The organism is Polaromonas sp. 39-63-25 (genome assembly GCF_002278925.1).
Taxonomy (GTDB): Bacteria; Pseudomonadota; Gammaproteobacteria; order Burkholderiales; family Burkholderiaceae_C; genus Polaromonas.
In genome coordinates this window covers 502,724-529,205 of the sequence record NZ_NCJH01000006.1, presented here as the reverse complement: position 1 = coordinate 529,205, position 26,482 = coordinate 502,724, and the positions used below count along the sequence as shown (strand labels likewise).

Sequence of the window (26,482 nt, the reverse complement as noted above, 5' to 3'; positions counted from 1 at the left end):
CCACGCTCTGCACTGGCGTGTCGTCGCTGCCCCCCCGAGGGGGCGCTGCGCCTGCGGCCCGGCTAAGCCGGTTCCGCGGCCCCGGCTGGTGAAGAGAGTGCTCCAACGCTTGTCATGCTGAGATTCCTGCTGCAACGCCTGCTGGCGACCATTCCGGTACTGCTGGTGGTGGCCGTCGTGGTGTTCCTGATCCTGCGGCTGACGCCCGGTGATCCGGCCGCCGTGATTGCGGGCAACAATTCGACCAACGAGGACATCGAGAAGATCCGCGAGACCCTGGGCTTGAGCAAACCCCTGCTGACCCAGTTCTGGATCTGGTTCAGCGGTGTCTTGCAGGGTGATCTGGGCTACTCGTTTTACCTGAACAAACCGGTCACCGAACTGATCACCCAGCGGCTGGAGCCAACGCTCAGCCTGGCGGCGGGCACGCTTGTGCTGGCGGTGCTGGTGGCCGTGCCGCTGGGCACCATTGCCGCCTGGCGCATGGGGGGCTGGCTGGACCGGGTGCTGTCGGGCTTTTCGGTGGCCGGGTTTTCGATTCCGGTGTTCGTCACCGGCTACCTGCTGATCTATGTGTTTGCCGTGCAGCTTGAATGGTTCCCCGTGCAGGGTTACCGCCGGCTGTTTGGCGCCGACGGGCAGGGCGTCTGGGCCTGGGCGCGCCAGCTGGCCTTGCCCTGGCTCACGCTGGCCATGATTTACGTGGCGCTGATCGCCCGCGTCACACGCGCCAGCGTGTCCGAGGCGCTGACCGAAGACTACATCCGCACGGCACGGGCCAAGGGCTTGGCGGAATCGGCCGTGCTGATGCGTCATGCGCTGGCCAATGCAGCGGTGCCCATCGTCACCGTGATCGGCATCGGCGTCGCGCTGCTCATCGGCGGCGTGGTGGTGACTGAAACGGTTTACTCGATTCCCGGCCTCGGTTCGCTCACGGTGGACGCCGTGCTGAACCGCGACTTTCCGGTGATCCAGGGGCTGGTGCTGTTTTTCAGCCTGCTTTATGTGGGGGTCAACCTGCTGGTTGATGTGAGTTATCTGTTTCTGGACCCGAGGATCCGTTACTGATGCAGGTCTGGCAACTTCTTTTCCAACGGCTCTGGCGCAACAGCGCTTTCCGCTTCGGCGTGCTGGTGCTGGGCGTGCTGCTGGCGCTGGCCGCGCTGGCGCCCTTTCTCGGCACGGTGGACCCGGCGGCCATGGACTCGGCCCATATCAACACCGCCGCGGGCGTGCGCGGCGAGTTTGTGCAGCTCGACGGCACGTCGGTGGCGCACACCTTCTGGATGGGCGCCGACAACTTCGGCCGCGACATTTTCAGCCGCGTGTTGTACGGCACGCGCACCTCGCTGCTGGTGGCGGCCTTTACCGCGGCGGTGGCAATTGGCGTGGGTGCGCTGCTCGGCATGCTGGCCGGCTACTTTCGCGCCGTGGATGCCGTGCTGATGCGTTTCATGGACGGGCTGATGGCGATTCCGGCGATCCTGCTGGCGATCGCACTGGTGGCGGCGCTGGACGCGCAGCTGTGGACGGTGGTGGTGGCGATTGCCATCCCGGAAATTCCGCGCGTGACGCGCCTGGTGCGGGCCATGGTGCTGACCCTGCGCGAGGAGCCGTTTGTGGAAGCCGCGCGGGCGCTGGCCACACCGACGCCGGTGATTTTGTGGCGGCACATTTTGCCCAACGCCATGGCGCCGCTGATCGTGCAGGGCACCTTTGTGGCGGCGTCGGCCGTATTGACCGAAGCCATTTTGAGTTTCCTGGGCCTGGGCCTGCCGGCCGACATTCCGACCTGGGGCAACATCATGGCCGAAGGCCGCGTGCAGTTCACCCAGTACCCGGGCAATGTGTTATTTCCGGCGCTGTTCCTGGTGCCCACGGTGCTGGCCATCAACCTGCTGGGTGATGGGCTGCGCGATGTGCTGGACCCGAAATTTTCAAAGCGTACGTCATGAGCGAGAACGCCGCGCCGGTTCTGCTCATCGACAAGCTGCACGTCGCCCTGCCGCCCGGCAGTGACCGGCCCTATGCGGTGGAAGACATCAGCCTGAGCATCCATCCCGGCAAAACCCTGTGTGTGGTCGGCGAATCGGGTTCCGGCAAGTCGGTCATGGCCACGGCGGTGATGGGCCTTCTGGCCCGCGAACTCCGGCCCGGCCCCGGCCGCATCGTGTTGCAGGGCGAGTCGCTGCTGGAAGCTTCAGACCCGCGTCTGCGCGCGTTGCGCGGCCAGGCCATGGGCATGGTGTTCCAGGAACCGATGACCGCGCTGAACCCGGTCATGACCTGCGGCGACCAGATCGACGAGCTGCTCAGGCAGCACACCGACTGGGGCGCGAAGCGGCGCAGCGAAGCGGTGCTGGGCATCTTGCGGCGTGTCAAACTGCCCGAGCCTGAACGCATGATGCGCAGCTACCCGCACCAGCTCTCTGGCGGGCAGCGCCAGCGCATCGTGATTGCCATGGCCGTCATTTTGCAGCCGGCCCTGCTGATCTGCGATGAACCGACCACGGCACTCGACGTCACCACGCAAAAGGAAATCCTCCGGCTGATTGAGGAGCTGCAGGCCGACCTGTCGGGTGGCCATCGCTGCGCCGTGCTGTTCATCACGCACGACATGGGCGTGGTGGCCGAGATTGCCGACGAGGTGCTGGTGATGCACCAGGGCCGGGCGGTCGAGTACGGCACGCGGGATGCAGTGCTGCTGGCGCCGCAGGCCGACTACACCAAGATGCTGCTGGCGGCCGTGCCCAGCATGACGCCGCCGCCGGCCCGGCCGGCGCCGCAGGGCGCGCCGCTGCTGCGCGGCCAGGACGTCAGCAAAACCTACAGCGCCCGCGACTGGCTGGGCCGTAGCCGGCTGACGCATGCGCTGAAGGCCGCGTCGGTGGCCGTGTCGGCCGGGGAAACCGTCGGCATTGTCGGCGAGTCCGGGTCGGGCAAGTCCACGCTGGCGCGCTGCCTGATCCGGCTGATCGACCCTACCGGTGGCCAGGTCCTGTGGCGCCAGAACGCAGGGGGCGGGGACGATGCCCTGCTCGACGTGGCCCGGTTCAGTGAAGGCCGGCTCCGGCCCTTGCGCAGCCAGGTGCAGGTGGTGTTCCAGGACCCCAACCGTTCACTCAACCCGCGCCGCAAGGTCGGTGATTCCATCATCGAAGGTGCCATGAATTTCGGAGCTAGCCGCGCAGAAGCGATGGCGCTCGCGGCCAGTTTGATGGACAAGGTCCGGTTGCCCGCCGAAGGCCTGCAGCGTTACCCCAGCCAGTTCTCGGGCGGGCAGCGCCAGCGCATCGCGATTGCGCGCGCGCTGGCCTGCCGGCCGCGTGTGCTGGTGGCCGACGAGGCGGTCAGTGCCCTCGACGTGAGTGTGCAGGCACAAATTTTGAAGCTGCTGCGCGAGATCCAGACCGAGCTGGGCCTGGGCATGTTGTTCATCACACACGACCTGCGCGTGGCGGCGCAGCTGTGCGACCGTGTGATCGTCATGCACCAGGGCGAAATTGTGGAAGAGGGCCTGACCACCGAGCTGTATGCGCAACCGCAACACGACTACACACGCCGGCTGTTCGCGGCGGCGCCCGGAGCGATATTTTGAAAAGTCTGAAAGTCCTCGTTGCTGGTTACCAGCATGAAACCAACACCTTTGCGCCCACCAAGGCCGACTGGGCGGCGTTTAACCGGGGCGATGATTTCCCTGCCTTTATCCATGGCCAGGCGATGCTGGACAGGCTCACCGGCGTCAACCTGCCGGCGGGGGGCTTCATTGATGCCGCAAAAAGCCGGGGCTGGCAACTGGTGCCCAGCAGCTGGTGCGGCGCATCGCCCTCCTCCTATGTGACGCAGGATGCGTTCGAGCGCATCAGCGCGGCCGTGCTGTCCGACGTGGGCCGGGGCGGCTTCGACGCGGTTTACCTGGACCTGCACGGCGCCGGCGTGGCAGAACATGTGGACGACACCGAAGGCGAGCTGATCACGCGCATCCGCCGGGTGGTGGGCCAGGACATTCCCATCGTCGCCAGCCTGGACCTGCATGCCAATGTGACGCAGCGCATGTTGCAGCAGGCCGATGCGCTGGTCTCCTACCGGACCTACCCCCACATCGACATGGCCGCGACCGGTGAGCTGGCGGCGCAACTGCTGGCCCGCCGCGTCCAGCTGGGCCGCAAGGAGCCGCTGCACTACCGGCGTCTGCCTTTCCTGATTCCGCTGAACACACAGAGCACCTGGATGCAGCCCGCGGCAGACCTCTACAAAGCCTTGGCGGAGCTGGACCGCGATTTCGGCACCTGCCTGAGTTTTTGCATGGCGTTTCCGGCGTCCGACTTTGCTGAGTGTGGACCCATGGTCTGGGCGCATGGCGAACAGGCGGCCCAAGCGGTGGATCGCCTGTTTGCCCTGGTGGCCGAACCGACACAGTGGACACTTGAATTTCTTTCTGCCCGTGATGCCGTGGCGCAATCGCTGGCGCGGGCGGAGCGGGCGGGCAAACCGCTGGTCATTGCCGATACGCAGGACAACCCCGGCGCCGGCGGCGACAGCAACACCACCGGCCTGTTGCATGCGCTGCTGCAACAGGGCGCCGGGAAAAAATTTCCCGGCCAGATTGCGCTGGGGCTGATGTTCGACCCGCAGGCTGCACAGGCCGCCGCCGCCGCCGGGGTGGGGGCGACCATTTCGATCACCCTGGGGACGGCGGTGCCCACCTTCACCGGGCAACACAGCGACCCCCCGGTGCAGAGCCAGTTCAAGGTGCGCGCTGTGAGCGATGGCACGGTCACGCTCAAGGGCCTGATGATGACCGGGCACACGGCGAACCTCGGTCCCTGTGCCTGTCTGGAGCTTGACGGCATCCTGGTGGCGGTGGCCAGCGGGCAGATGCAGATGCTGGACCGCGAGCTGTTCCGCATGGTCGGCATCACGCCCGAGGTCATGAAAATCATCGTCGTCAAAAGCTCCAACCACTTCCGCGCTGATTTCACGCCGCTGGTGGAAAATGCGGCGACCGACATCCTGATTGCAAAAGCCGCGGGGCCGATGGCGGCGGACCCGGCCGATCTGCCCTGGAAAAACCTGCCCGATTCGATCCGGCGCCGTCCTTGAAGGACGGGTCGTCCGGACCAAGCAACGACTGGAGTAGCTGATGACCCCTTCCTCAACCTTGCCCACCTTGCCCGGTCTGGCCGACTGCACGGCGACCGAACTGCTGCAGCTGTACCAAAGCGGCCAGGCCTCGCCGGTCGAGGCCACCCGCGCCGTGCTGGCGCGTATTGACGCGCTCAACCCCGCCCTCAACGCCTTCTGCCTGGTGGCGCAGGAGTCCGCGCTGCAAAGCGCCCGCGACAGCGAGGCGCGCTGGCAGCAATTCCGCCAGGGTGGTGCACCCTGCGCCGAACTCGACGGTGTGCCGGTGTCCATCAAGGACCTGATCCTGACCCGCGGCATGGCGACCCTGCGGGGCAGCCACACGGTGGACGCCAGCCAGTCCTGGGAGGTGGATGCACCGGCCACCGCGCGGCTGCGCGAAGCCGGGGCGGTGATTCTCGGCAAAACCAACACGCCGGAATTCGGCTGCAAGGGTGTAACCAATTCACCGCGCACCGGCATCACGCGCAACCCCTGGGATGTCAGCAAGACCCCGGGCGGCTCTTCCGGTGGCGCGGCGGCGGCGGTGGCGTCCGGCATGGGGCCGCTGGCCATAGGCACCGACGGCGCGGGCTCGGTGCGCATTCCGGCGGCGTTTTGCGGCAACTTCGGCCTCAAGCCCAGCTTTGGCCGCGTGCCGGCCTACCCGCTGTCGCCGTTCGGTTCGGTCGCGCACCTGGGGCCGCACAGCCGCAGCGTGCGTGATGCGGCGCTGATGATGAACGTGCTCAAAAAGCCGGATGCCCGGGACTGGACCTCGCTGCCGCCCGACAGCAGCAACTACCTGCAGGGGCTGGAAGACGGCATCCGCGGCCTGCGCATCGCCTGGTCGCCGGCGCTCGGTTATGCGCGCAACGTGGATCCTGAAGTGGCCCAGTCCGTGGCCCGCGCCGTGGCGCTGCTGGCCGACCTCGGCGCGTTGGTCGAGCAGATCGATCCGGGCTTTGAAGACCCGCTGGAGATCACCACCGGCCTGTGGTTTGCCGGTGCCTGGACGGTGTGGAACACGCTCACCCCCGCGCAGCAGGCGCTGACCGACCCCGACTTTCGCGCCCAGGCGCTGATCGGTGAAAAGTTCAGCCTGCTCGACATCCAGCGCCTGCATCTGCAGCGCGGCGCGCTGGGCTCGCACATGCGCCAGTTCATGCAGCGTTATGACCTGCTGGTCACGCCCAGCGTGGCCGTGCCGGCGTTTGAGGCGCGGCCCGCCGGGCATACGCCCATGGACTCGGCCGCCATGCTGGGCTGGACGCCGTTTTCCTACCCCTTCAACCTGACCCAGCAGCCGGCCAGCACGGTGCCCTGTGGCCTGACCGCCGCGGGCCTGCCCATTGGCCTGCAGTTTGTCGGGCCGATGTTCGGTGACGCGCTGGTGCTGCGCGCCTCGCGCGCCTACGAAGCGGCGCGGCCTGCCGATGTTGATTTCAGGCGACCGGTGACCGTCGCACCCTGATTTACTGGAAAACCTCTAGGCGCGTCCGCGCCCCAAGCCCCAGAAGCTGTTCATAATCGGGTGGCATGACTTTTTTAGCACTCGATGTGGGCAACACCCGGCTGAAGTGGGCCCATTACGCGGCCCCGGTGGCCGGGTCGCCCCTGCTGGCCCATGGCGCGGTGTTTCTGGAAAACATCGACAAGCTGGCGGACGAGGAGTGGCGCGGCCTGCCCACGCCGTCGCACATCCTGGGCTGCGTCGTGGCCGGCGACGCGGTCAAGCGCCGTGTCGAGGAGCAGATGGAGCTCTGGGATGTCCTTCCGCGCTGGGTTGTTTCCAGCGCCGAGGAGGCCGGCGTGACCAACGGCTACGACCACCCGACCCGCCTCGGTGCCGATCGCTGGGTTGCGATGATAGGCGCGCGGCACCGGCTTCTGGGCCGCGGCATCCGCAAACCCTGCGTGGTCGTGATGGTGGGCACGGCGGTCACGGTCGAGGCGATCGACGCCTCCGGCAGGTTCCTGGGCGGCATCATCCTGCCGGGCCACGGCATCATGCTGCGTGCGCTCGAGTCCGGCACCGCCGGGCTGCATGTGCCGACAGGGGAGGTGAAAGACTTTCCCACCAACACCAGCGACGCGCTCACCAGCGGCGGCACCTTTGCGATTGCCGGTGCCGTGCAGCGCATGGTGGAAAACACCACGCGGCATTGCGGCGAGGCGCCCGAATGCATCATGACGGGCGGCGCGGGCTGGAAGATGGCCCCCAGCATGTCGGTCAAGGTGGAGCTGGTGGAAAGCCTGATTTTCGACGGCCTGCTGGAAATCGCTGCGCAGCGCTTTGCCACCTGACGGCAAAGCGGATTGCTATAAATTCAATAGCTGATTGCGCTTGTTCCATAAGGGCTGAGGCCGGCGTTCCTTCTCCCGTTCGGGCTGAGCCTGTCGAAGCCGTCTTCGATTCCAACTTCTCGGGGTGGCCAGCAAGCCGGGTCTCGGCCCGGCAGCCGACTCACTTTCTCTTGTGTCGCCAAGAGAAAGTAAGCAAAGAGAAGGCGACCCTGCTGTCTGCGTCCCTGCGCTTCGCTCCGGGCAGCCTGCGGTGCTCGGTCCAGCCGGGGTCGAGCTCGAACTCGCCTTCGGCTCAGACAATCGCTCGCCCTGATCCGTCTGGCCCTCCGCTCCTCGGCGCAGCCAGAAGGGTGGGGGATAAAACCGGGAGCGGATGCGGGGAGACGATGACGCGCTTTGCGCGTCATCGTCGGAACACGCAGCGGTCATTCATGCACACGAGCGCAGCACACGCGGCCAAATGAAGCTCTCCGCCATCGCCCAGCGGGGGAGGGAGTGGGGAATTACGCCTGCTATTCATGGCAGACCACGGACGCAGCGTGATGCTTTCGATTTGCTATCAATTAAATAGCTGCTCGCGCCCGAATCCAAAGGGCAAACGGCATAAAACGCTTACAGGTCCAGCGTTATTCGCCCCAGGGAAGCATCATTGTCACCATCAACAGCTTGGCGAACTCGGGCACAAACTCGTCGATGATGCGCTGCGGTTCCGGGCACAAGGTGCTGTCGGTAATCACACCGAACTGCACGCCCCCGCCATAACTCAGGATGGACACGCCCAGCCCGACATCGCCCGACTGCGGCACCCAGAACATGCTTTGCTCCAGCGTGGCGCCGCAGAACTTGAGTTTTTCGCGCGGTCCCGGCACGTTGGTCATCACCGCCGTGGTTTTTTTCGAGAACAGGTTGAGCATCGCGTCCTGCGCCGGCTTGATCAGCAGGCCGGCAATCGCCAGCAGGCTGAAGGCCAGCAGCGGCTGGTAGCTGCCCTTGAGGGCTGCCATGCGCCGCCGCACCTCGTAGACCCGCTCCACCGGGTTGTCCACGCCGATGGGCAGCACCAGCGGCACCAGGCCAAAGCGGTTGCCGAGTTTGTAGGCGTGCTCGATGGGGCGCAGGTTCACCGGCACCATGGCGCGTATCTCCTGGCCTTTCACGTCGTCGCCGTGCGACTTGAGGTATTCGCCAATCGCACCGGCCACGCAACTGAGCAACACGTCGTTGATCGAGCAGTTCAGCGCCTTGCCGATGGCCCTGACTTCGTCCAGCGGTATCGGCTGGCACCAGGCCACTTTCTTGGTGGTGCCCGGCTTGCCCTTGAGCCGGGTTTTCGAATCGTCGGGCATCAGCGCCAGCGCCGCGCTGTCCTTGAGCACCTGCAGCATCACCTTGGCCATGTCGAGCGAGCCAGCCATGCCTTTTTGCGGGTCACTCAGCAGGTTCAGCGACCTGGCGGCGCCTTCGCCGGCCGCGCCCAGCGCCTTGACCGTCAGGTCGGTGAAGGGTTTGAGCAGGGTCTCGGCGATCCAGTCTTCGGCGCCGCCACCGGCTTCCTTCTTGCGTCGCTCGGGCGGCGCCGCGCCACCATCCACCAGCGACATGGTCACCGAAATCAGTGCAATGCCGTCGGCAATGCAGTGGTGGATGCGCACAATCATGGCGCTGCCCTTGACGCCGTCGGGACCGGTGTAGTCCTCGACCAGGTGGATTTGCCAAAGCGGACGCTTGCGGTCCAGCGGCTGCATGGCAAGTTCGGCCACACGGTCCTGCAGCGCTTCCTGTTCCTTGCCCTTCGCCACCTTCGGCAGCTTGTCGGCAATCACGTGGTTCTGCAGGTCGAAGTAGCGGTCCTCGACCCAGGTCGCGCCGGCGGCGTCTTCCATCACCCGCTGGCGAAAGCGCGCGTATTTGAGCAGGCTGGACTCCATGCGTTCACAGACCGCCGCGTGGCTGACGCCCGGCGCAAGTTGCCAGACGCCGACAATCATCATCAGGTTGGACGGCGTGTCCATGCGCAGCCAGGCCGTGTCGACCTTGCTCATGCGTTCACCCGACAGGCCCAAGGTGCCCGAGACCGCGCGCTTGACGTTTTTCTGGACGTTCTTCGCAACCTTTTTGCCTGCGGCCTGGGCCGAAACGCGTGTGACCATGAAAACTCCGTGTACCAAGCACCCCGGATGGGGTGAATTCCCTATTTTGCAGTCAAGGCAGTGGCTAAGATACCGGGCAGTTACCCGAATTCATTTCCACTTCCAACCCTCACGGAGCCTCTTCATGTCAGACCTCAAAGCCTCTTTCGACAAGGCCATGGCCGATTCCAAGAACCTCAGCGAGCGGCCTGACAATGCCACGCTGCTGAAGATCTACGCGCTCTACAAGCAGGGCAGCAGCGGTGACAACGCCGACAAGAAGCCCGGCTTTGGCGACATGGTGGCGCGCGCCAAGTGGGACGCCTGGAACAACCTGAAGGGCACCTCGCAGGAAGATGCGATGCAGCAGTATGTGGATTTGATTGAGTCGTTGAGCTGAGTTGCTGCAAGCGGTGGTCGGCCGGCCTTAATCCGTGCCGACTGTTCTGGCTAGCAGTTGCATTCAACGCCCAATCCCGCTGGCTGCAATGAATGTCAGGGGCGAGAACACTGACATTCCGATGGTCCTCTACCTCTCATACCGGCTGTCATTTCTTTTGGATACAGATAGACCATGCGACCGTCCAATCCTTTGGAACGGCAGGTCGATTTGCACCGCTGTTCGGTTGAAGGAATAAAGGTGGATAACGCCATCAACCCCATCAGCAACAGAAAACATAGAGCGACGAGAATATTTCTACGGCCGCTTGTAGATAGTTTCATAACGCCTCACTGAATGTATGACGCACATACTGAGGTAAAACTTGGGCGCTTCGGTGCAGCTCAGTTTTCAGATCTGATGTCAAAGCCCTTACTGCACCTGGCGGTTTCTGCATGAGTTTTCCTGCTGCGTGTTCACGGCAAACGACCACTTGAGACACGCTGAGCTACGCATTAGCGACACCAAGGACCGTGTACATAATGGCGATGAACGCCATGCAACACAGTGACCATCCCAAATTGGACAAGAACGCCTGCCGATGCAGATTGCCTTGCTCGGTAAAGACTTGGGGCATGAACGGCACCAGGAATGGCAAGAGGTTTGCCCCGAGCCGATGTTTTCCGCTGCGGTAGTGTCCAAGCATCAGGACGAATTGGTAACTGGCGCGCAGGAAAAAGAACGTTGCCGGGACAAACGCGATGATCGACAGTGCCACGGCTGCCAGTTCGAGATAGTGTTCCATGAATTGCGTCTTTTGACGTAATTTACACGGCAAAACTTGGAGGCATGTTCAGCATCGTTCCAGGCCTCATCGCGCCGCATACAACGCGGGAAGAATATTCTCGAGCATGCTGACCTCCTCGACGTTGTGCGTGAGCCAGGCTGTGCCCATTACGTCTGAAAAGACCTTTGGCCGGACGAAGAAGTTGAAGGGGCGCCGGGACAGGCCGGACGCCACGCCTACCGTCATGCGGGACCGGTAGCTCGCACCGCCTGCTGCCTGCCCGAAACGGTGCTCCAGCCGGAACACCTCCACGCCGGCGATTCGCCGCACGAGCGCGATCCCCTCTTCATCGAGCTTCTCGACCCACTCGGCCGAGTCCACGTAGTACGCGGGGTTGGCCGCGAAGGCTTCGACGATGCGAAAGTGTGCGCCCTGTCCGCTTCCACCGGTGGGCGACCTGGCGGCCAGCTCCCACTGGATGTGGTCGCGGGGATGCCACAGCAGGTACCGGGGATAGGTCCGTCCTTCCCAGGTCATCGTCTGACCGAGCGTCTCGAACCACCAGCAAAGCATGGTTGGTGTGACGCCTCGGACGGTGTCGTGCGCTATCGTGAGCTCAAGTTGGCCGCTGGGGAGGATGGCCTGCGTTGTCTTCGCAGAAGCCACAGGTTTCATGGGGCCGGCGTGGGGTCGTTCCGGAAGAATGGGCAAGCGCATGTGGGATGGGTGGGGTGGCTGACGTTGGGCCTGACGTAGAAGTCACTGGCGCTGCGCGACTATTTCGCGCAGCGTCCAGCGACTGAAGGGAACGAGCATAAGCGCTGCGTTAGGCAATTGGCTCATTTTCTGAACACGCCCTTCTCACACCAGAATTTCGTTTTTACTCCGGGCTGAGCTTGAAAGAGCAATTGAGCTTGCTCGCAGTTGCCCCGGTTATAAGACTCACCATCCGAAGCGTTAAACGAAGCAACATGGATTCGCATGTTTTCGTCCGTGACGCTGTTGCGATAAAGAGTGAAGGTGTCGCCGTTCGAATCGCAACCGACGATGAGCGCAGCAAACGTAAGAGGCAAAAGAGTTCGGAGAAATACGTTCATGGTGATTTTCCAACGTCGGAGCTAGGCGTCACTTTCACCGCTCCGAGGACGAGGCAACTAACCGGCACGATCAACGACCTCAATTTCTTCGGTGGCCACATCGACACACAAACCCGAGCCACTCGCCGACAAAATCTTTCCGACAACTCGGAGCCTGGAGTTTCGCGGCATGGTTTTAATCTCGGGAAGCCTGTCGGGTGATACGCTAAACCAGATTGAGTATCCAAGGATCTCCGATTCATCAACAGCCAGATTGACTCGGACGCGGGAGACATTGACGGGGTCCTCATCGACTCGCCTGAGGTATCCCTCCCAGCTAATGTGAATCCCGGAGTAGTTCTGGGCCAGCTGCTTGCGCTGAAATGGTGGCGCTGCATTTATCGTGTCAACGATTTCCATAACTGTGATGGACGATACCGCGAATGGTGGGGCAACAGCTGGCGCCGGCTTTGGAGTGAGGATTGCAGGTTCGGCCGCGTTCCTTTTACTCGGACGAGGCTTGACCAGCCGAGTTGTCCGAAGAAACCAGTGGCGGGGCGTTTCAAAGGCAAATGCTAGACCCACTACTGCAAGGGCAATGCCGAGAGCCTCAGTCACCATCATCTGTGATGTCCAACGTAATGTAAACCGCACGGCCTGCCGCATAACTCGGCCAACGGATTTGCTGCCAAGTCCTTGTCGCACCAGGAATTTTTATGCATGGATGCTCCCTGTCATGTAGTTAAACCGAACACCAAACACCGCATGATTCTAGGAGCGGCAGGGTCTTGTAGCCAAATCGAGCTCCAGCCCATACGCCATATGCGCCACCAGCTATCAATAACGTAGCGACCGGCCGTTCACCCCAGGGCAATCGCATCTAAACCGGTACCATTTTGAGCACAGTCTGCATATATGCGGTATCCCATCCAGCGCGTCGGCGCTTGCCCTGAATGCCCAGCTTTTTAGTTGTCTCCTGCTTGAGCTGGGTCAGCGCCATGCGCCTGATGCAGGCAAGGTTGGCAGGCGCATTGTCTTTGCGCACCTGACAGGCATCTTCCCGAAAGCCCACGTCCAGCGACCAGTGCAACTCGTTTTCTACCGCCCAGTGACTTCGCACCGCATGGGCTAACACTTGTGCCCCTGCGCTCATGGGCAAGCTGCTGATGTAGTAGCTGTCCTCACTGCTGGCCTTGTCGCCTATTTTTCGCTGCCTTCGCACCATCGCTATGGTTTGAAGTCCATCCCAAGCCTTGGTGGCCCGCCTAAGGTGCTGGGGCACCGTCGTGACCCAGTGCTCTCGCTTCTCAATGCGCCCATGACCGCTTTGGGCGGGCTCCAGGTAATGACTGCAGGCATGTTTACCAAAGCCGCCAACCAGGCCCTTGTCAAACCAGGCAGCCACGCCAAGGCACAGGTGGGCGTGATTGGTTTTAAGGCTCAGCACATAGTCGGCTCCGCTGGCCATGATGTCCTTGGCAATACTCTTTTGGCACCCCATGGCATCTATGGTGACTATGCAGCCTTCAATGCTCAAGAGCTTGAGTAACTCCGGGATGGCTGTGATTTCATTGGACTTCTCCGCCGTCCTGACCTGCCCGAGCAGCACGCTGTGCTGGCTGGCCCAGGCGCTGACGATATGCAGTGGGTGCTTTTTGCCATCACGCGAGCCGCGCACGCTTTTGCCATCAATGGCAACCACCCCAGCCACGCGCCCGACCAGGCTGGCAAGCCATTGGCGGCAGGCGCTCTCTAGGGCATCGGTGTTGATCAGGCGAAACACTCGAGCAAAGGTGTCATGCGAAGCAATGCCATTGGGCAGCTTCAAGAAGGTGGAGAACCACGCCAGTTTGGATTCACCGAATTCGACCACTTCCGTCCAGTGATCTGCCCCGCCTATGACTGCGCACAGGGCAACGGCCAATATATCGAGCAGTTCATGCCGCTGGCTGCGCTCAATGCGGGGATCTGGCACTTGGCCAAAGCAGTCCATCAGGCTCAGGTGCGCTTTGTCTGTCATGCAGGAGAGTTTCTACAGGCTGTTTTGAAGTCCCGTAGTTTGCCTCTCGCATCAATCACCTCCCTTGTTTGACCTTTTGCTGTCCTTTATTTTGATGCGATTGCCCTGCCGTTCACCCCACAACCCCACGCTGCCTCAGCGCACCGATCTGTGCCTCCGTCAGCCCCACCTCACGCAGCACCGCATCGGTATCCTGACCCAGGGCCGGTGCATTGCGCCGCTGGCTGCCGGGCGTGGTTGAGAGCTTGGGCACGAAGCCGGGCACGGCGATTTCCGAGCCATCGTCCATCTGCACTTTTTGCAGCATGCCGCGCGCGGCGTAGTGCGGGTCGGCGGCGATGTCGGCGACGGTGTAGATTTTCCCCGCGGGCACCTCGGCACTTTCCAGCGCCGTCAGCACTTCTTCCACCGTCAGGCCGGCCGTCCATTGGCCGATCGCGGCGTCGATCTCCTGCACGCGCGCCACGCGGCCGGCGTTGTCGGACAGCGCGGGGTCGTTGCCCAGGTCCTGCCGATTCATCACCGTCATCAGGCGTTTGAAGATGCTGTCGCCGTTGCCGGCGATGAGCGCGTAGCCGCCGTCCTTGCAGGCATAGGCGTTGCTGGGCGCGATGCCGGGCAGGGCGCTGCCGGCCGGGCCGCGCACGGCGCCGAAGGCGCTGTATTCGGGCAGCAGGCTTTCCATGCAGTTGAAGACAGCCTCATACAGTGCCACATCCACGACCTGGCCTTTGCCTGAGACATGGCGGTGTTGCAGCGCCAGCAGGATGCCGATCACGCCGTGTAGCGCGGCCAGTGTGTCGCCTATGCTGACGCCGACGCGCACCGGCACGCGGCCCGGTTCGCCGGTCAGGTGGCGCAGGCCGCTCATGGCTTCGGCCACCACACCGAAACCGGGCCGGTCGCGGTAGGGCCCGGTCTGGCCGTAGCCGCTGATGCGCAGCATGATGAGCCGGGGGTTCAGGGCCAGCAGCTCGTCAGGGCCCAGGCCCCAGCCTTCCATGGCGCCGGGCCGGAAGTTCTCGATCAGCACGTCGGCGTCCAGCGCGAGTTTGCGGACGATCTCCTGCGCTTCCGCCTGTCGCAAATCGAGTGCCACCGAACGTTTGTTGCGCGACTGCACCTGCCACCAGACCGAGGTGCCGTCTTTGAGCAGCCGCCATTTGCGCAGCGGGTCGCCTGCGCGGGGGGCTTCGATCTTGATGACGTCGGCGCCGAAGTCGGCCAGCGTCTTGGCGGCGAAGGGTCCGGCGATGAGCTGGCCCAGTTCCACCACCTTCAGGCCCGCCAGCGGGCCCGGATGGGCCGTTGCCGTCATTTCGGCGCAGGTTTCTTTTTGGCGGCGGGCTTCTTCTGGGCCAGCAGCGTGTCGAGGTTTTTCACGATCTCGCCCTCGATCCTGTCCTTGAAGGCGCCGAGCAGAAAGCCCAGTTTGGCGTCGAGCTCGAACTGGTCCTTGGTCACCTTGAGCGTGCCGCTGACGCCGGAGCGGGTGAAGCTGACTTCGTCACAGCTGTCGCCTTCCTCGTAGGTGCAGCTCATGTCGAACTTTTCCTCGACCTGTTCGGCCCACTGGAAGGCGATCTTGCGGGCCTGGGCCAGGCCCAGGCTGTGCTCGCGTTCGATATGGATGTCAGCCATGGGGTGTTTCCTCGGTTTTTGTGGTGATGGAAGGGCGGAGGGCGTCGTGCCGCTCCTGTTTGGGCAGGGCGGCCAGGCGTCTGACCGCATCATAAAACCGCGGCCAGTTGCTGCCTTCGCGCGCAAACAGCGCCTCGAAGCCCGGCACCAGTTCATCATAGGCGGCCAGCGCGCCCAGCGAGGCGTTGTTGGTGCGGGCCACCCAGGGGTCGTAACCGGCGTAGCCGTCCCAGCCGGCCTTGAGGGCGGCGTAACGCGTGTGGAAGGTCTGAATTGCTATGTTTTTCATAGCTGCTTGCGCACGGCGGTCGGGGGCTGGGGCCGTTTTTGGCTCATAAATCTCGCTGAGCTCACGGCGCAGCCCCAGCGTCAGTGCGCGGAACTGGCGGCGGCGTTCGCTGTACAGCGCGTACTCTTTGCGGACGGCGGCGCTGCCGTGGGTGGCCAGCCAGCGGGCGCTGCCCAGGCGTTCCACGGCGGTGGCAAAGGATTCGTTGAAGTCCATGTCGTCGGCGGCATACACCACCTGATGCGCCAGCTCATGAAAAATCAGCCGCGCCAGTTCGCCCTCGGGGTAGCCGATGAAGGTGCTCAGCAGCGGGTCGCCGCCGGCCCAGTTCATCCAGCCCAGGGTCGAGTAGGCCGGCACGCCGTAAACGCTGACTTCCAGCCCTTGCGCGCTCAGCTTGTCGGCTTCGGTGCGTGCCTGGGCCTCGTCAAAATAACCCTTGTAACCTACACAGCCGGTGACCGGAAAACACCAGGTATGCAGGGTCAGCGAAAACTCCGGCGCGGCCGACACATTCCACACCACGGCCTTGCGCCGCAGGTCGGCGTAGCGTTGGTAGCTGGCGTTGTCGGGCAGATTCAGTTCGCTTACCGCAAAGCGGCGGATCTGCTGGGTCAGGGCCAGCCTGGCCTTGAGTTTGTCGGGGGTGTCGCTGTCCTGCAGCCAGTCATCAATCGGCCGGGCGGCGTTCATCAGCTGCAGATGGCCGCTGACCGACTGCCAGTAATAACCGAGGCTGGCACAACCGGACAGGCCCAGCAGCACGCCCGCAAGCAGGGCCGTTGTTTTGGGGGAGCACCGGAAGGAGGGCATCCAGATCAGAGTGCTGGCGCGGCGTCAAGTTGCACCTCGACCAGGCAGTCGTAAAACACCGGGCCGCGCCCCAGGTCGGTCAGGTGCTGGCTGGTCAGTTCGTTGACATTGGTGCCATCCAGGCCGAACTTGCGCCACCAGATGCCCAGGCCGTGGACCACGCCGGCGCGCGCCCTGTCAGACACCCTGGCCTTGCAGCGGTAGGTGCCGCGCTGGTTGAACACCTTCACCACGCTGCCGGTGCTGATACCGCGCGCGGCGGCGTCCTGCGCGTTGATTTCCAGCAGCGGTTCGCCCTCGATGTCGCGCAGGCTTTTGACGTTGACGAAGGTGGAGTTCAGGAAGTTGCGCGCCGGCGGCGAGATCATCGCCAGCGGGTAGCTGGCCGAGCTGCCTGCCAGCTCGTGATTGGGCACATGGTCGGGCAGGCCGTCCAGTCCCTGTGCGGCGAGCCGTTCGCTGAAAAATTCGCATTTGCCCGACGGGGTCAAAAAGCGGCCCTCGGCAAACGGCGCGTCGGGGCCGGGCAGCGTGGCAAAACCCTTGTCCAGCAGTTCGTTGAAATCGATTTTGTCGCCGTCCGCGTGGCTGAAGGCCGCGCGGCACAGGGTTTCGTCGTCATCCGCAAAGCAGGGCTCGGTGAAGCCCATGCGTGCCGCCAGGCCGCGGAAGATCTCGGTGTTGGGCCGGGCCTGGCCCACGGGGGCAATTGCCGGCCGGTTCAGCAGCACATCGGTGTGGCCATAGGCGCTGTGCACGTCCCAGTGTTCGAGCTGGGTGGTGGCCGGCAGGATGAAATCGGCGTAGTCGGCGCTGTCGGTCTGGAAATGCTCCAGCACCACGGTGAACAGGTCCTCGCGTGCAAAACCCTGCACCACCTTGCCAGACTCCGGCGCCACCGCCACCGGGTTGCTGTTGTAGACGATCAGCGCCTCGATCTTCGGGCCGAAGGCGGCCGAACTGCTTCTGAGCAGGTCGTCGCCGATGGTGATCATGTTGAGGGTGCGCGGCTGCCGGCCGGCGCGCAGCTCGGGCCGCTGCAGCGCGGCCTGGTTGACCGGGAACATGCCCGAACTCGACAGCAGCAAACCACCGCCGCGGTGCCGCCAGGCCCCGGTCAGCGCGGGCAGGCAGGCCACCGCGCGTGTGGCGTTGCCGCCGCCGCGCACGCGCTGCATGCCGTAGTTCAGGCGGATTGCCGCCGGCTGCCCGTTCACAAAGCACTCGCCGTAGTCGCGCGCCAGAGAGCGCACCTGCTCCACGGGTACACCGCAGAGGTAGGCGTGGTCCAGCCAGTTGTGGACGATCAGCTCATGCATGATGCCCAGCGCCAGCGCGGCGTCGGTGCCGGGCTGCAGGGCGATGTGTTCGTGGCACTTTTCAGCAGTTTCGGTCTTGCGAGGATCGATGCAGATGATCTTTGCACCCTGGCGCTTGGCCTCCTGCACGTAACGCCAGAAGTGCAGGTTGCTGGCGATCGAGTTGCTGCCCCAGATGAGGATCAGTTTGGCTTCGGCAAAAAACTGAACCTTCATGCCGGCCTTGCGGCCCAGCGTTTGCGTCAGGCCCTCGCCGCCGGCGGCCGAACAGATGGTGCGGTCCAGCAGCGAGGCGCCCAGCTTGTTGAAAAAGCGCGCCGCCATGCTTTCACTCTGCACCAGCCCCATGGTGCCGGCGTAGCTGTAGGGTGCGATGGCCTGCGGGTCGCGCTGAGCAATGCCTTGTAGCCGCGCGGCAATCTCGCCGAGCGCGGTGTCCCAGCTGACAGGCTCGAACTGTCCCGAACCCTTGGGCCCCACCCGCTTGAGCGGCTGCAGGATGCGTTCCGGGTGGTAGCTGCGCTCGGTGTAACGCGAGACCTTGGTGCAGAGCACGCCGCCGGTCTGGGGGTGGTCGGGGTTGCCCTGGACTTTGATCGCCACGCCATCCTCCACCGTGGTGAGCAGGGCGCAGGTGTCCGGGCAGTCATGCGGGCAGGCGCCCCGCACCTTGACGGTGTTTTTCGCGGGAGCGGCACTAGGGGAGATGCTGATGGAGGCAGACATAAATGGAACTACATTTTCTTGCTAGGAGCCGACCCTGCTTGCGTTTCAGCCAGGGCAATCAATATGAAAAAATTACACACTCTGGGACAGACCCTTATCGTAGCTGTCCTGGCGCTCGCCGGTGCAGTGGCGCACAGCCAGGACGGCGTGAGCAAGACCGGCATTGTGCTGGGCCAGTCGCTGGCGCTGACCGGCCCAGGCTCCTCGCTGGCCCAGCCTTTTCACCAGGGCGCGAAGTTGTATTTCGACAGCGTGAACGCGGCCGGCGGCATCAACGGCCGCAAGATCGAGCTCGTCACGCTGGACGACCTCGGCAACCCCGCCAACACGGCGGCCAACACGAAAAAGCTGCTGGACCAGGGTGTGCTTTCGCTGTTCGGTTTTTACGGCTCGCCGCAGGTGACCGCGGCCTACCCCCTGATCAAGGACGGCGACGTGTTGCTGTTTGCGCCCATGGCGGCGGCCGACGAGTTTCGCGGGGCGCTGTATGGCAATGTCTACTCCCTGCGTCCCGGTTATTCGGAAGAGGCCGCGGCCATTACCAAACATGCGGCCACCCTGGGCGCGCGCAAGCTGGCCATCCTGCATGCGGGTGATGGCGAATCCATGGCCGCCCTCGACTCGGCCCAGCGCACCATGACGAGCCTGGGCGCCAACCTGGTGGCCACGGCCCCCTTTGCCAGCGGCAGCCTGGCCGGCAGCGTGGACAAGGCGCTGGCCGCGCGCCCGGAGTCGGTGCTGGTGATCAGCGACGCGGCGGGTGCCGCCAACGCCGTGCGTGACCTGCGCACCAAGGGCTTTCGCGGGCCGATTTACGGTTTCTCCAACACCGGCGAAAGCCTGCTGGCCGAGCAGCTGGGCAAGACGGGGGCTGGTGTGGTGGTGGCGCGGGTGGTTCCCAAGAGCGACAGCAGCAAGGTCGCCCTGGTGCGTGACATGCAGGCCGATGCGCTTGCCGCCAAGCTGGGCAAGCCCAATGTGTACATGCTCGAAGGCTACATCGCCGCCCGCGTGTACACCGAAGCGCTGCGGCGGGCCGGCAAGGACCTGACGCGGGCCAAACTCCACAAGGCGATCGATGCCATGGACGATGTCAGCGTTGGCGGTTTTCGGGTCCACTTCGTGGACGACCGCGTGGGTTCCCGGCTGGTCGAGCTCGGGTTGATCGATTCGCAGGGGCGGGTGCGCGAATAGTGGGGCTGCCGCGACAGAAGGCTGACGAATTTCTGACGAAAAATAGCGGGTTTACCTTTTGTAGGGTTAGTTCTTAAAACTAAAGTAATAAATATTCAAAAAGAAGGCCTGTGGCGTGATGGGGGCTGCTGTGTCCCAAGCCCTGTCTTTGGCGAGAATGAAAGCATGCTTATTTCTCGCAGAAAACTCTCCCTCACCGCTGGCGCCGCCATGCTGGCCGGCTTCAACATCGCCCGGGCCCAGTCGGACAGCAAGATCATCCTCGGTCAGTCGGCTGCCTTTACCGGTCCTGCCGCACAACTGGGCATCCAGTTTTACCAGGGCGCCAAGGTCTATTTTGACCAGGTCAACGCCCAGGGCGGCGTGGGCAAGCGCCAGATTGAAATCCGCAACCTGGACGACGGTTACGAGCCGGACCGCTGCGCCGAGAACACCCGCAAGCTGATTGCCGACGACGTGTTTGCGCTGTTTGGCTACATCGGTACCCCGACCAGCCTGGCGGCCCTGCCGCTGGCGACCAAGGACAAGGTGCCTTTTATTGCCCCCTTCACCGGCGCCATGGGCCTGCGCGAGCCGTTCAACAAGTACGCCTTTCACGTCCGCGCGTCGTACAACGACGAGACCGGCCTGATCGTCAAGCAACTGACCAGCCTGGGTCTGAAGAAAATCGCGGTGTTCTACCAGAATGACGCCTACGGCAAGGCCGGTCTGGACGGCGTGACGCTGGCCCTGAACGGCCTGGGGCTCAAAACGGTGGCGCAGGCCACGGTGGAGCGTAATTCCGTCGATGTGGCCAAGGCCGTCCAGACCTTGGTCGCCGCGGCCCCCGATGCCGTGGTGCAGATCAGCGCCTACAAATCCTGTGCCGCCTTCATTCGCGCTGCGCGCAAGGCCGGTTACGGCGGCACCTTCTACAACGTGTCGTTTGTCGGCACGCAGGCGCTGGCCGACGAGCTGGGCAAGGACGGTGCGGGCGTGGTGGTGTCCCAGGTCATGCCTTCACCCTACAACGCGGCGCGCCCGATTGCGCGCGAGTTTGCCGATGCCGTCAAGGCCGCCGGTAAGGATGCCCAAGCCAATTTCTCCAGCATGGAAGGGTATGTGGCCGCCAAACTGTTTGTCGAGGGCCTCAAGCGCGCCAGCGGCAAGCTCAGTCGCGAGTCGCTGATTGCCGGCCTGGAGAGCCTGGGCAGCCAGTCGCTGGGCGGCTTTTCCGTGTCCTTCTCGCCAACCGACCATGTGGCCTCGGCCTTTGTGGAGTTGTCCATGCTGACCGGCGACGGCAGGGTGCGCACCTGAGCTGCGCCTGCCGCAGCCCCCGAAAAAAACGCCTGCTCTGCGCAGGCGTTTTTTTTTGGCTGAGCCTTTGTGGATCAGGCGATGCTGGTCGTCGCGGCCAGCCCGCGCAGAAAGGCCTCGCAGCGTGCGAGCTGTTCCAGGCTGACGAACTCGTCGGGCTGGTGCGCCTGCGTGATGCTGCCCGGCCCGCAAACCACGGTGGAAATGCCGGACTTCTTGAAGATGCCGGCCTCGGTGCCAAACGCCACCTGCGTGGTGCGTGACTCGCCGCTCAGGCGCTGCGCCAGCCGCGTCACCGCGTCGTTGGCGGAACCCAGAAAACTCGGCACTTCGCAAATCGTCTCGAAGCTGAAACCGGCCTCCGGTGCTATCTTTTTCATAGCTGGTTCCGCTTGCCGGGCATAGGCCAGCACCTCTTTTTGCATGGCAGCCGCGTCGGCCGTGGGCAGGTCCCGGAATTCGTAGCGGAACTCGGCATCACGCGGCACCACATTGTCGGCAATGCCGCCATGGAACTGGCCGACGCTGGCCGTGCTGAAAGGCACATCGAACCCCTCGTAGCGCGGCTCGTTGCGCTCGAAACCCTCGGCCATGTCGCGCAGCTTGCCCACCACCCGCGCGGCCATCTCGATGGCGTTGACCGATTGCGGCGTCAGCGACGAGTGGGCTTCCTTGCCGCGCACGCAGCACCGGTAGCGGTAGACACCTTTGTGGGCGATGGCCGGCACCATGCTGGTGGGCTCGCCCACAATGCAGGCCAGCGGCGCGATGCCGGCGTCTTTCATGTCGGCCACCAGCTCGCGCACGCCGAAACAGCCGACCTCCTCGTCGTAGCTGAGTGCCAGGTGAATTGCAAAAGGCGCCGGGCTGTTCAAAAAGGCATCCGCCTGGGCCAGCGCCAGCGCGATGAAACTTTTCATGTCGGCGCTGCCGCGCCCATAAAGCTTGCCGTCGCGAACCAGGGCCGACAGCGGGTCGACCGACCAGTCCTGACCGTCCCAGGGCACGGTGTCGGTGTGTCCCGACAGGATCACGCCGGCAGGTTTGCCTTCCCCCAGCGTGGCAAACAGGTTGGCCTTGGTTTTGTCGGCGTTCCAGGTGATGCGGCTGTCCACGCCGGATTTTTTCAGCGTGTCGCGCACGAAATGGATCAGCTCCAGGTTGGAGTTGCGGCTGACGGTGTTCATGCGCACCAGCGTCTGCGCAAGCGCCAAGGCCGGGGCGGACAGACGGGAAGGGGACAGGGTGTTGGGGAAAGTCATGCCTGATTCTGGCTTAATTGCGCCTGCGGCGGGGGCGGTTATGCTTGAACCCGACCGCGCGCACGTGGTCTATGCTTGCCCCGCCCGACTGCCCCAACCGACTTTTCTTCCGTCCATGCGTTTATTGCTTCGCCTCGTCACCTTGATGCGCCCCCACCAATGGCTGAAAAACGCCTTTGTGTTCGCCGGGCTGGTGTTCAGCGAGACCTGGGGCAACGGCCCGCTGGCGCTGGCCGTGCTCAAGGCCTTCGCCGCGTTCTGCTGTTTTTCGAGCATGGTCTACATTCTCAATGACTGGCTGGACCGCGCCAGCGATGCACGCCATCCGGTCAAGCGTTTGCGGCCGCTGGCCAGCGGTGCCGTGTCGCCCGCGCTGGCGCTGGCGCTGGCAGCGCTGCTGCTGGCCGCGGGCCTGGTCTTTGCCGCCGGCAACGCAATCTTGCTGGTGCTGCTGGGCATCTACGTTGTGCTGAACCTGGCCTATTCCTGGCGCCTCAAACATGTGCCCGTGGTCGATGTGTCCATCATTGCCTCGGGTTTCATGCTCAGGCTGCTGGCCGGCACCCTGGCGGTGGGGATTCCGCCTTCGCGCTGGATGCTGCTGGCCGGCCTGTTTGTGGCCCTGTTCCTGGGGTTTTCAAAACGCAAGGCCGAAACCTTTCACGACGAGGCCGCCAAGCGCGCCGTGCTCGATCACTACCCGCCGGCCCTGCTGGACATGTTCATGGCCGTGACCATGACGGCCAGCCTCATGACCTACGGCCTGTTTGCCACCAGCGCCGAAGCGCAGCTGCAGCACGGCAACCGGCTGGTCTACAGCGTGCCCATTGTCGTGTTTGCCATGTTGCGTTACGCCTACCAGGTGCACAGGGGGCGCGGCGAGGACGTGTCGCGCGACCTGGTGCGCGACCCCTGGATCGTGGCTGCGCTGGCAGCCTGGCTGCTGGTGTTTCTGGGGCGCCGCTTTTGAAGCCGCCGGCCCGGCCGGCGCCACGCCTGCCGCTCAAGCCGCTGCTGCTGGTTCTGGGCATGGCCGCCACGGCGTATGCGGTGGCCCTGGTCGTATTCGGCGAAGGCAGCGCCCTGGCGACCCTGCAGCGGCTGGGGTCGCTCGCGGGCCTGCAAGCGGCCGCCCTGTGCCTGTTGAACTACCTGCTGCGCGGCCTGCGCTGGCGGATGTGGATGGCCCACTACGGACGTGCGCTCGGTGTCGCGCAAGGTCTGCGCCTGTACCTGGCGGGTTACACCTTCACGCCGACGCCCGGCAACATCGGCGAGGCGGCGCGTGGCCTGATGCTGGCGCGCCGTCCGCTGGGCATGGCGCAAAGCCTGGCGATTTTTGGTGCGGAACGTCTGGCAGACCTGCTGTGCCTGCTGCTGATGTGCCTGCCGGTGGTCTGGTGGCTGGCGGCGCTGGGCGGTCCTGCGGCTAACCGCCTGGCGCTGGGCAGCGGCGTTGCCGCACTCGTTCTGCTGGTGCTTCTTTTTGTGTTCCGGCGGCGCCTGTTGCTGCGGCTGTCCTGGCTGCAGGATGCCTGGCAGTGCCTGGCGACCCGTCCCGCTGTCTGGCTGGCGCTGACCGGCGTGGCCTGGGCCGCGCAGGGCCTGGCCGTCTGGCTGCTGTGCCGTGAGGCGGGGCTGTCCATCGGCGTGCTGCAGGCCGCCGGTTTTTACGCCGTCGCCATGGTCGGCGGCGCGCTTTCCCTGTTGCCTGCAGGCCTGGGCGGCATGGAGGCGCTGTTGACCGGCCTGCTGGTGCTCCATGGCGCCGGCGCGGCACAGGCGCTGGGCATCACCGTGCTGGTGCGGGTGCTGACCCTGTGGCTGGCCGTGGCCATCGGTGCGCTGGCGCTGGTCTATAGTGCCGCCATTCGCGACATCAGTTTCAGATAATTCTTCCAGCCCATGCTTGAACGTACCGCCGCCCCGGCCGCACCCCTTCTTCCCCCTTCCCTGGTGCGCTGGCTGATCGCGGCAGGTGCGCTGTCGCTGGCTTTGCGGCTGTGGATCTCCGCCACCTTCCCGATCACCGGCGACGAGGCCTTTTTCTACTGGTGGGGCGTCTACCCCGACTGGGGGTATTACGACCATCCACCCATGGTCGGCTGGCTGATTGCCTTGGCGCGCGCGACGCTGGGCGACACGACCTGGGCGATACGCCTGCCGGTCGTGCTGCTGCCGCTGGCACTCGGCGGCCTGGTCGGGTGGGCGCTGGCGCCGCTCGACCGCGTGCGCGCAGCCTGGGCCGTGCTGTTTTTCTGGCTGGCCCCGATCAACTGGCTCAACGTGCTGATCACCACCGACACGCCGCTGATGGCCTGGTCGGTGCTGTCGGTGGCGCTGTTGCTGCGCGCTGAGCGGCGCGAGCGCATGGACGGCACGGCCTGGGGGCTGTACGCGCTGTCGGGGCTGGCGCTGGGCTGCGCCTTTCTGTCCAAGTACTTCTCGGTGGTGCTGGGCCTGACTTACTTCGTGTATTTCGCGGTCTACCGGCGCGAACGCTGGGCTGCGTTTGCGCTGCTGGTGCTGTGCGCCTTGCCCGGCCCGGCCATCAACATCGCCTACAACATGTCGCACGGCTGGTCGAACATCATGTTCAACCTCTACAACCGAAACGAAGGCGAGAGCTTCGCCTGGAACAAGCCGCTGCTCTACCTTGCCATGCTGGTCTACCTGGTCACGCCGGTGGCGGTCTGGCTGGCCTGGAAGCAGCGCGGGGCGCTGGCCGCCGCGGCGCGGCAGCAGCGGCTGCTGGCCTGCGTGGTGGTCGTGCCGCTGCTGTTTTTTGCGCTGCTGTCGCTGAAAAAAGTGGTGGGGCTGCACTGGGTGTTGTCGTTTTACCCCTTCGGTTTTGCGCTGCTGGCCTTTGCCCTGCCGCGCGACAAGCTCAAGACCTGTGCGCTGGGCATGGCTGCATTTGCGGCGCTGCATGTGCTGGTGGTGGCAGGTCTGTACGCCAGTTCGCTGGACAACTGGAAAAACACCAAGCTCTATACGCAAATCATCCGCAGCTACAAGACCGCCGAGATGCTGCAGCAGGTGGCGGCACCCGGCGTGGAGCTGATGGCCAGTGCCTACACGCCCGCGTCCATCTATGGCTACACGCTGCGCAAGTACGTGCCGGTGTTCGGCCCGGGAAATTTCCATGCACGGCAGGATGACATGCTGGTCGATTTTTCGCTGTACCAGGGGAAAACCGTGCGCATCCTGCGCATGGACGCCCCGCGCATCGAGGAGTATCAGCCTTACTTCGACAGCGTGCAGGTGCTGAGTTTTTCGCAGGACGGCGTGCCCTTTTATGCGGTCGAGGGCCGCAACTTCAACTACGCCGCCTACAAGAACGGGGTGCTCGCCACCATTTACAGCCGTTACTACAACATCCCGGCCTGGTTGCCCATGACCGGCTGCCCGTTTTGCGAGCGCCTTTGCGGCCAGGTGCGATGCACGAAACAGAAGCAATAGAAGCCGCAGGCAAGCCTGCGGTCGTCGAAGTTGCGGCTTTCGACTTCGACGGCACCCTGACCCGGCGCGATACGCTGCTTCCCTACCTGCGCCGCAGCCTGGGTTGGCCGCGGTTTCTGCTCGCTTTGCTGCGCAGCAGCCCCTGGCTGGCCGCCTACGCCTGCCGCCTCACCAGCAACCACCGGGCGAAGGCGCGTTTGCTGCAGGCCAGCCTGGGCGGGTGCAGCGCAGCGCAGATCGAGCGCTGGTCGGCCGATTTTGTGGCACAGTACCTGCCCCGGCAATGGCAGGAAGAGACGCTGGCACGGCTGCGCTGGCATCAGCAGCAGGGCCATGGCTGCGTGATCGTGAGCGCCTCGCCCGGCATTTATTTGCACGGGGTGGGTGACGTACTGCGCATGGATGCGGTGCTCTGCACCGAGCTCGAAGTCCGGGACGGCACGCTCACCGGTCGCATGGCGACGCGCAACTGCCACGGCGAGGAAAAAGTGCTACGCCTGCAGGCCTGGCTGGCGGGCCGCGGCGTCCCTGCCGCGGCGGTTATTTTGCATGCGTATGGCGATTCGCGCGGCGACGTGCCGCTGCTAAATCTGGCAGACTATGCGCACTACCAAGGTCAACCCTGGGTCCGCCCCCCAGCTGAAAAATAGCGGGT

The 26,482-nt window shown here is 64.2% G+C and carries 24 protein-coding genes; 13 read left to right on the top strand and 11 right to left on the bottom strand.

Annotation, left to right across the window (positions count from 1 at the left end; genetic code table 11):
- The first annotated feature begins 114 nt into the window (after positions 1-114).
- From B7X65_RS08990 to B7X65_RS08965, 6 genes are all read left to right on the top strand, one after another.
- Complete coding sequence (locus B7X65_RS08990) at positions 115-1,068, top strand: ABC transporter permease (protein WP_293593947.1); 954 nt, start codon at positions 115-117, stop codon at positions 1,066-1,068.
- Entirely contained in the window at positions 1,068-1,955 is an 888-nt protein-coding gene (locus B7X65_RS08985; protein WP_293593946.1) for an ABC transporter permease, read from the top strand. Before B7X65_RS08990 ends, B7X65_RS08985 begins: the two co-directional genes overlap by 1 nt.
- The gene (locus B7X65_RS08980; RefSeq protein WP_293593945.1) at positions 1,952-3,598 is read left to right on the top strand and encodes an ABC transporter ATP-binding protein; all 1,647 of its coding nucleotides are present in this window, start codon (positions 1,952-1,954) and stop codon (positions 3,596-3,598) included. Before B7X65_RS08985 ends, B7X65_RS08980 begins: the two co-directional genes overlap by 4 nt.
- 5 nt (positions 3,599-3,603) lie before the next feature.
- Positions 3,604-5,103, top strand: a complete 1,500-nt coding sequence (locus B7X65_RS08975) for a M81 family metallopeptidase (protein WP_293594107.1) — start codon at positions 3,604-3,606, stop codon at positions 5,101-5,103.
- A 40-nt stretch (positions 5,104-5,143) separates the two neighbouring features.
- Entirely contained in the window at positions 5,144-6,598 is a 1,455-nt protein-coding gene (locus tag B7X65_RS08970; protein WP_293593944.1) for an amidase, read from the top strand.
- A 65-nt stretch (positions 6,599-6,663) separates the two neighbouring features.
- Positions 6,664-7,431, top strand: coding sequence for a type III pantothenate kinase (locus B7X65_RS08965; protein ID WP_293593943.1), 768 nt, complete (start codon positions 6,664-6,666; stop codon positions 7,429-7,431).
- 626 nt (positions 7,432-8,057) lie between these two features.
- Here the strand turns inward: B7X65_RS08965 and B7X65_RS08960 are convergent.
- Positions 8,058-9,581, bottom strand: coding sequence for a wax ester/triacylglycerol synthase family O-acyltransferase (locus B7X65_RS08960; protein WP_293593942.1), 1,524 nt, complete (start codon positions 9,579-9,581; stop codon positions 8,058-8,060).
- Between the two features lie 124 nt (positions 9,582-9,705).
- On the opposite strand from B7X65_RS08960, the gene B7X65_RS08955 reads away from it, so the two are divergent.
- Positions 9,706-9,960, top strand: a complete 255-nt coding sequence (locus B7X65_RS08955; protein ID WP_293593941.1) for an acyl-CoA-binding protein — start codon at positions 9,706-9,708, stop codon at positions 9,958-9,960.
- Positions 9,961-10,447: 487 nt separating this feature from the next.
- Here the strand turns inward: B7X65_RS08955 and B7X65_RS08950 are convergent, their stop codons facing one another.
- The 9 genes from B7X65_RS08950 to B7X65_RS08910 all read right to left on the bottom strand — a co-directional run bounded on the left by B7X65_RS08950 (position 10,448) and on the right by B7X65_RS08910 (position 18,610).
- A complete protein-coding gene (locus B7X65_RS08950) occupies positions 10,448-10,744 on the bottom strand; it encodes a hypothetical protein (RefSeq protein ID WP_293593940.1) in 297 nt (98 codons plus the stop codon).
- 66 nt (positions 10,745-10,810) lie between these two features.
- Entirely contained in the window at positions 10,811-11,401 is a 591-nt protein-coding gene (locus tag B7X65_RS08945) for a hypothetical protein (RefSeq protein ID WP_293593939.1), read from the bottom strand.
- Positions 11,402-11,565: 164 nt separating this feature from the next.
- The gene (locus B7X65_RS08940; RefSeq protein ID WP_293593938.1) at positions 11,566-11,823 is read right to left on the bottom strand and encodes a hypothetical protein; all 258 of its coding nucleotides are present in this window, start codon (positions 11,821-11,823) and stop codon (positions 11,566-11,568) included.
- Between the two features lie 57 nt (positions 11,824-11,880).
- Positions 11,881-12,426: a hypothetical protein gene (locus B7X65_RS08935; protein WP_293593937.1), complete on the bottom strand. Its 546-nt coding sequence runs from the start codon at positions 12,424-12,426 to the stop codon at positions 11,881-11,883.
- 256 nt (positions 12,427-12,682) lie between these two features.
- Positions 12,683-13,822, bottom strand: coding sequence for an ISAs1 family transposase (locus B7X65_RS08930; protein WP_293593936.1), 1,140 nt, complete (start codon positions 13,820-13,822; stop codon positions 12,683-12,685).
- Between the two features lie 112 nt (positions 13,823-13,934).
- Positions 13,935-15,140 carry a CaiB/BaiF CoA-transferase family protein gene (locus B7X65_RS08925; protein WP_293593935.1) on the bottom strand — a complete coding sequence of 402 codons (1,206 nt, stop codon included), beginning with the start codon at positions 15,138-15,140 and terminating at the stop codon, positions 13,935-13,937.
- Positions 15,137-15,463: a polyhydroxyalkanoic acid system family protein gene (locus tag B7X65_RS08920; RefSeq protein ID WP_293593934.1), complete on the bottom strand. Its 327-nt coding sequence runs from the start codon at positions 15,461-15,463 to the stop codon at positions 15,137-15,139. The genes B7X65_RS08925 and B7X65_RS08920 overlap by 4 nt, the downstream gene beginning before the upstream one ends.
- Entirely contained in the window at positions 15,456-16,565 is a 1,110-nt protein-coding gene (locus tag B7X65_RS08915; protein ID WP_293593933.1) for an aminopeptidase, read from the bottom strand. Before B7X65_RS08915 ends, B7X65_RS08920 begins: the two co-directional genes overlap by 8 nt.
- A 5-nt stretch (positions 16,566-16,570) precedes the next feature.
- Complete coding sequence (locus B7X65_RS08910) at positions 16,571-18,610, bottom strand: molybdopterin oxidoreductase family protein (protein ID WP_293593932.1); 2,040 nt, start codon at positions 18,608-18,610, stop codon at positions 16,571-16,573.
- 63 nt (positions 18,611-18,673) lie between these two features.
- Between B7X65_RS08910 and B7X65_RS08905 the strand changes: the two genes are divergently transcribed.
- Complete coding sequence (locus B7X65_RS08905; protein WP_293593931.1) at positions 18,674-19,804, top strand: ABC transporter substrate-binding protein; 1,131 nt, start codon at positions 18,674-18,676, stop codon at positions 19,802-19,804.
- Between the two features lie 165 nt (positions 19,805-19,969).
- A complete protein-coding gene (locus B7X65_RS08900) occupies positions 19,970-21,103 on the top strand; it encodes an ABC transporter substrate-binding protein (protein ID WP_293593930.1) in 1,134 nt (377 codons plus the stop codon).
- A 74-nt stretch (positions 21,104-21,177) separates the two neighbouring features.
- On the opposite strand, the gene argE is transcribed toward B7X65_RS08900, so the two are convergent.
- Positions 21,178-22,365: an acetylornithine deacetylase gene (argE, locus tag B7X65_RS08895; protein ID WP_293593929.1), complete on the bottom strand. Its 1,188-nt coding sequence runs from the start codon at positions 22,363-22,365 to the stop codon at positions 21,178-21,180.
- Positions 22,366-22,480: 115 nt separating this feature from the next.
- Here argE and B7X65_RS08890 point away from each other — a divergent pair, with 115 nt between their 5' ends.
- Genes B7X65_RS08890 through B7X65_RS08875 form a run of 4 tightly spaced genes read left to right on the top strand, consistent with a single transcriptional unit; the run spans position 22,481 to position 26,477 of the window.
- Positions 22,481-23,335 carry a decaprenyl-phosphate phosphoribosyltransferase gene (locus B7X65_RS08890; protein ID WP_293593928.1) on the top strand — a complete coding sequence of 285 codons (855 nt, stop codon included), beginning with the start codon at positions 22,481-22,483 and terminating at the stop codon, positions 23,333-23,335.
- Positions 23,332-24,258: a lysylphosphatidylglycerol synthase transmembrane domain-containing protein gene (locus B7X65_RS08885; protein ID WP_293593927.1), complete on the top strand. Its 927-nt coding sequence runs from the start codon at positions 23,332-23,334 to the stop codon at positions 24,256-24,258. The genes B7X65_RS08890 and B7X65_RS08885 overlap by 4 nt, the downstream gene beginning before the upstream one ends.
- A gap of 12 nt (positions 24,259-24,270) precedes the next feature.
- Entirely contained in the window at positions 24,271-25,827 is a 1,557-nt protein-coding gene (locus tag B7X65_RS08880) for a glycosyltransferase family 39 protein (RefSeq protein ID WP_293593926.1), read from the top strand.
- Positions 25,806-26,477, top strand: coding sequence for an HAD family hydrolase (locus B7X65_RS08875; RefSeq protein WP_293593925.1), 672 nt, complete (start codon positions 25,806-25,808; stop codon positions 26,475-26,477). The genes B7X65_RS08880 and B7X65_RS08875 overlap by 22 nt, the downstream gene beginning before the upstream one ends.
- Positions 26,478-26,482 lie beyond the last annotated feature (5 nt).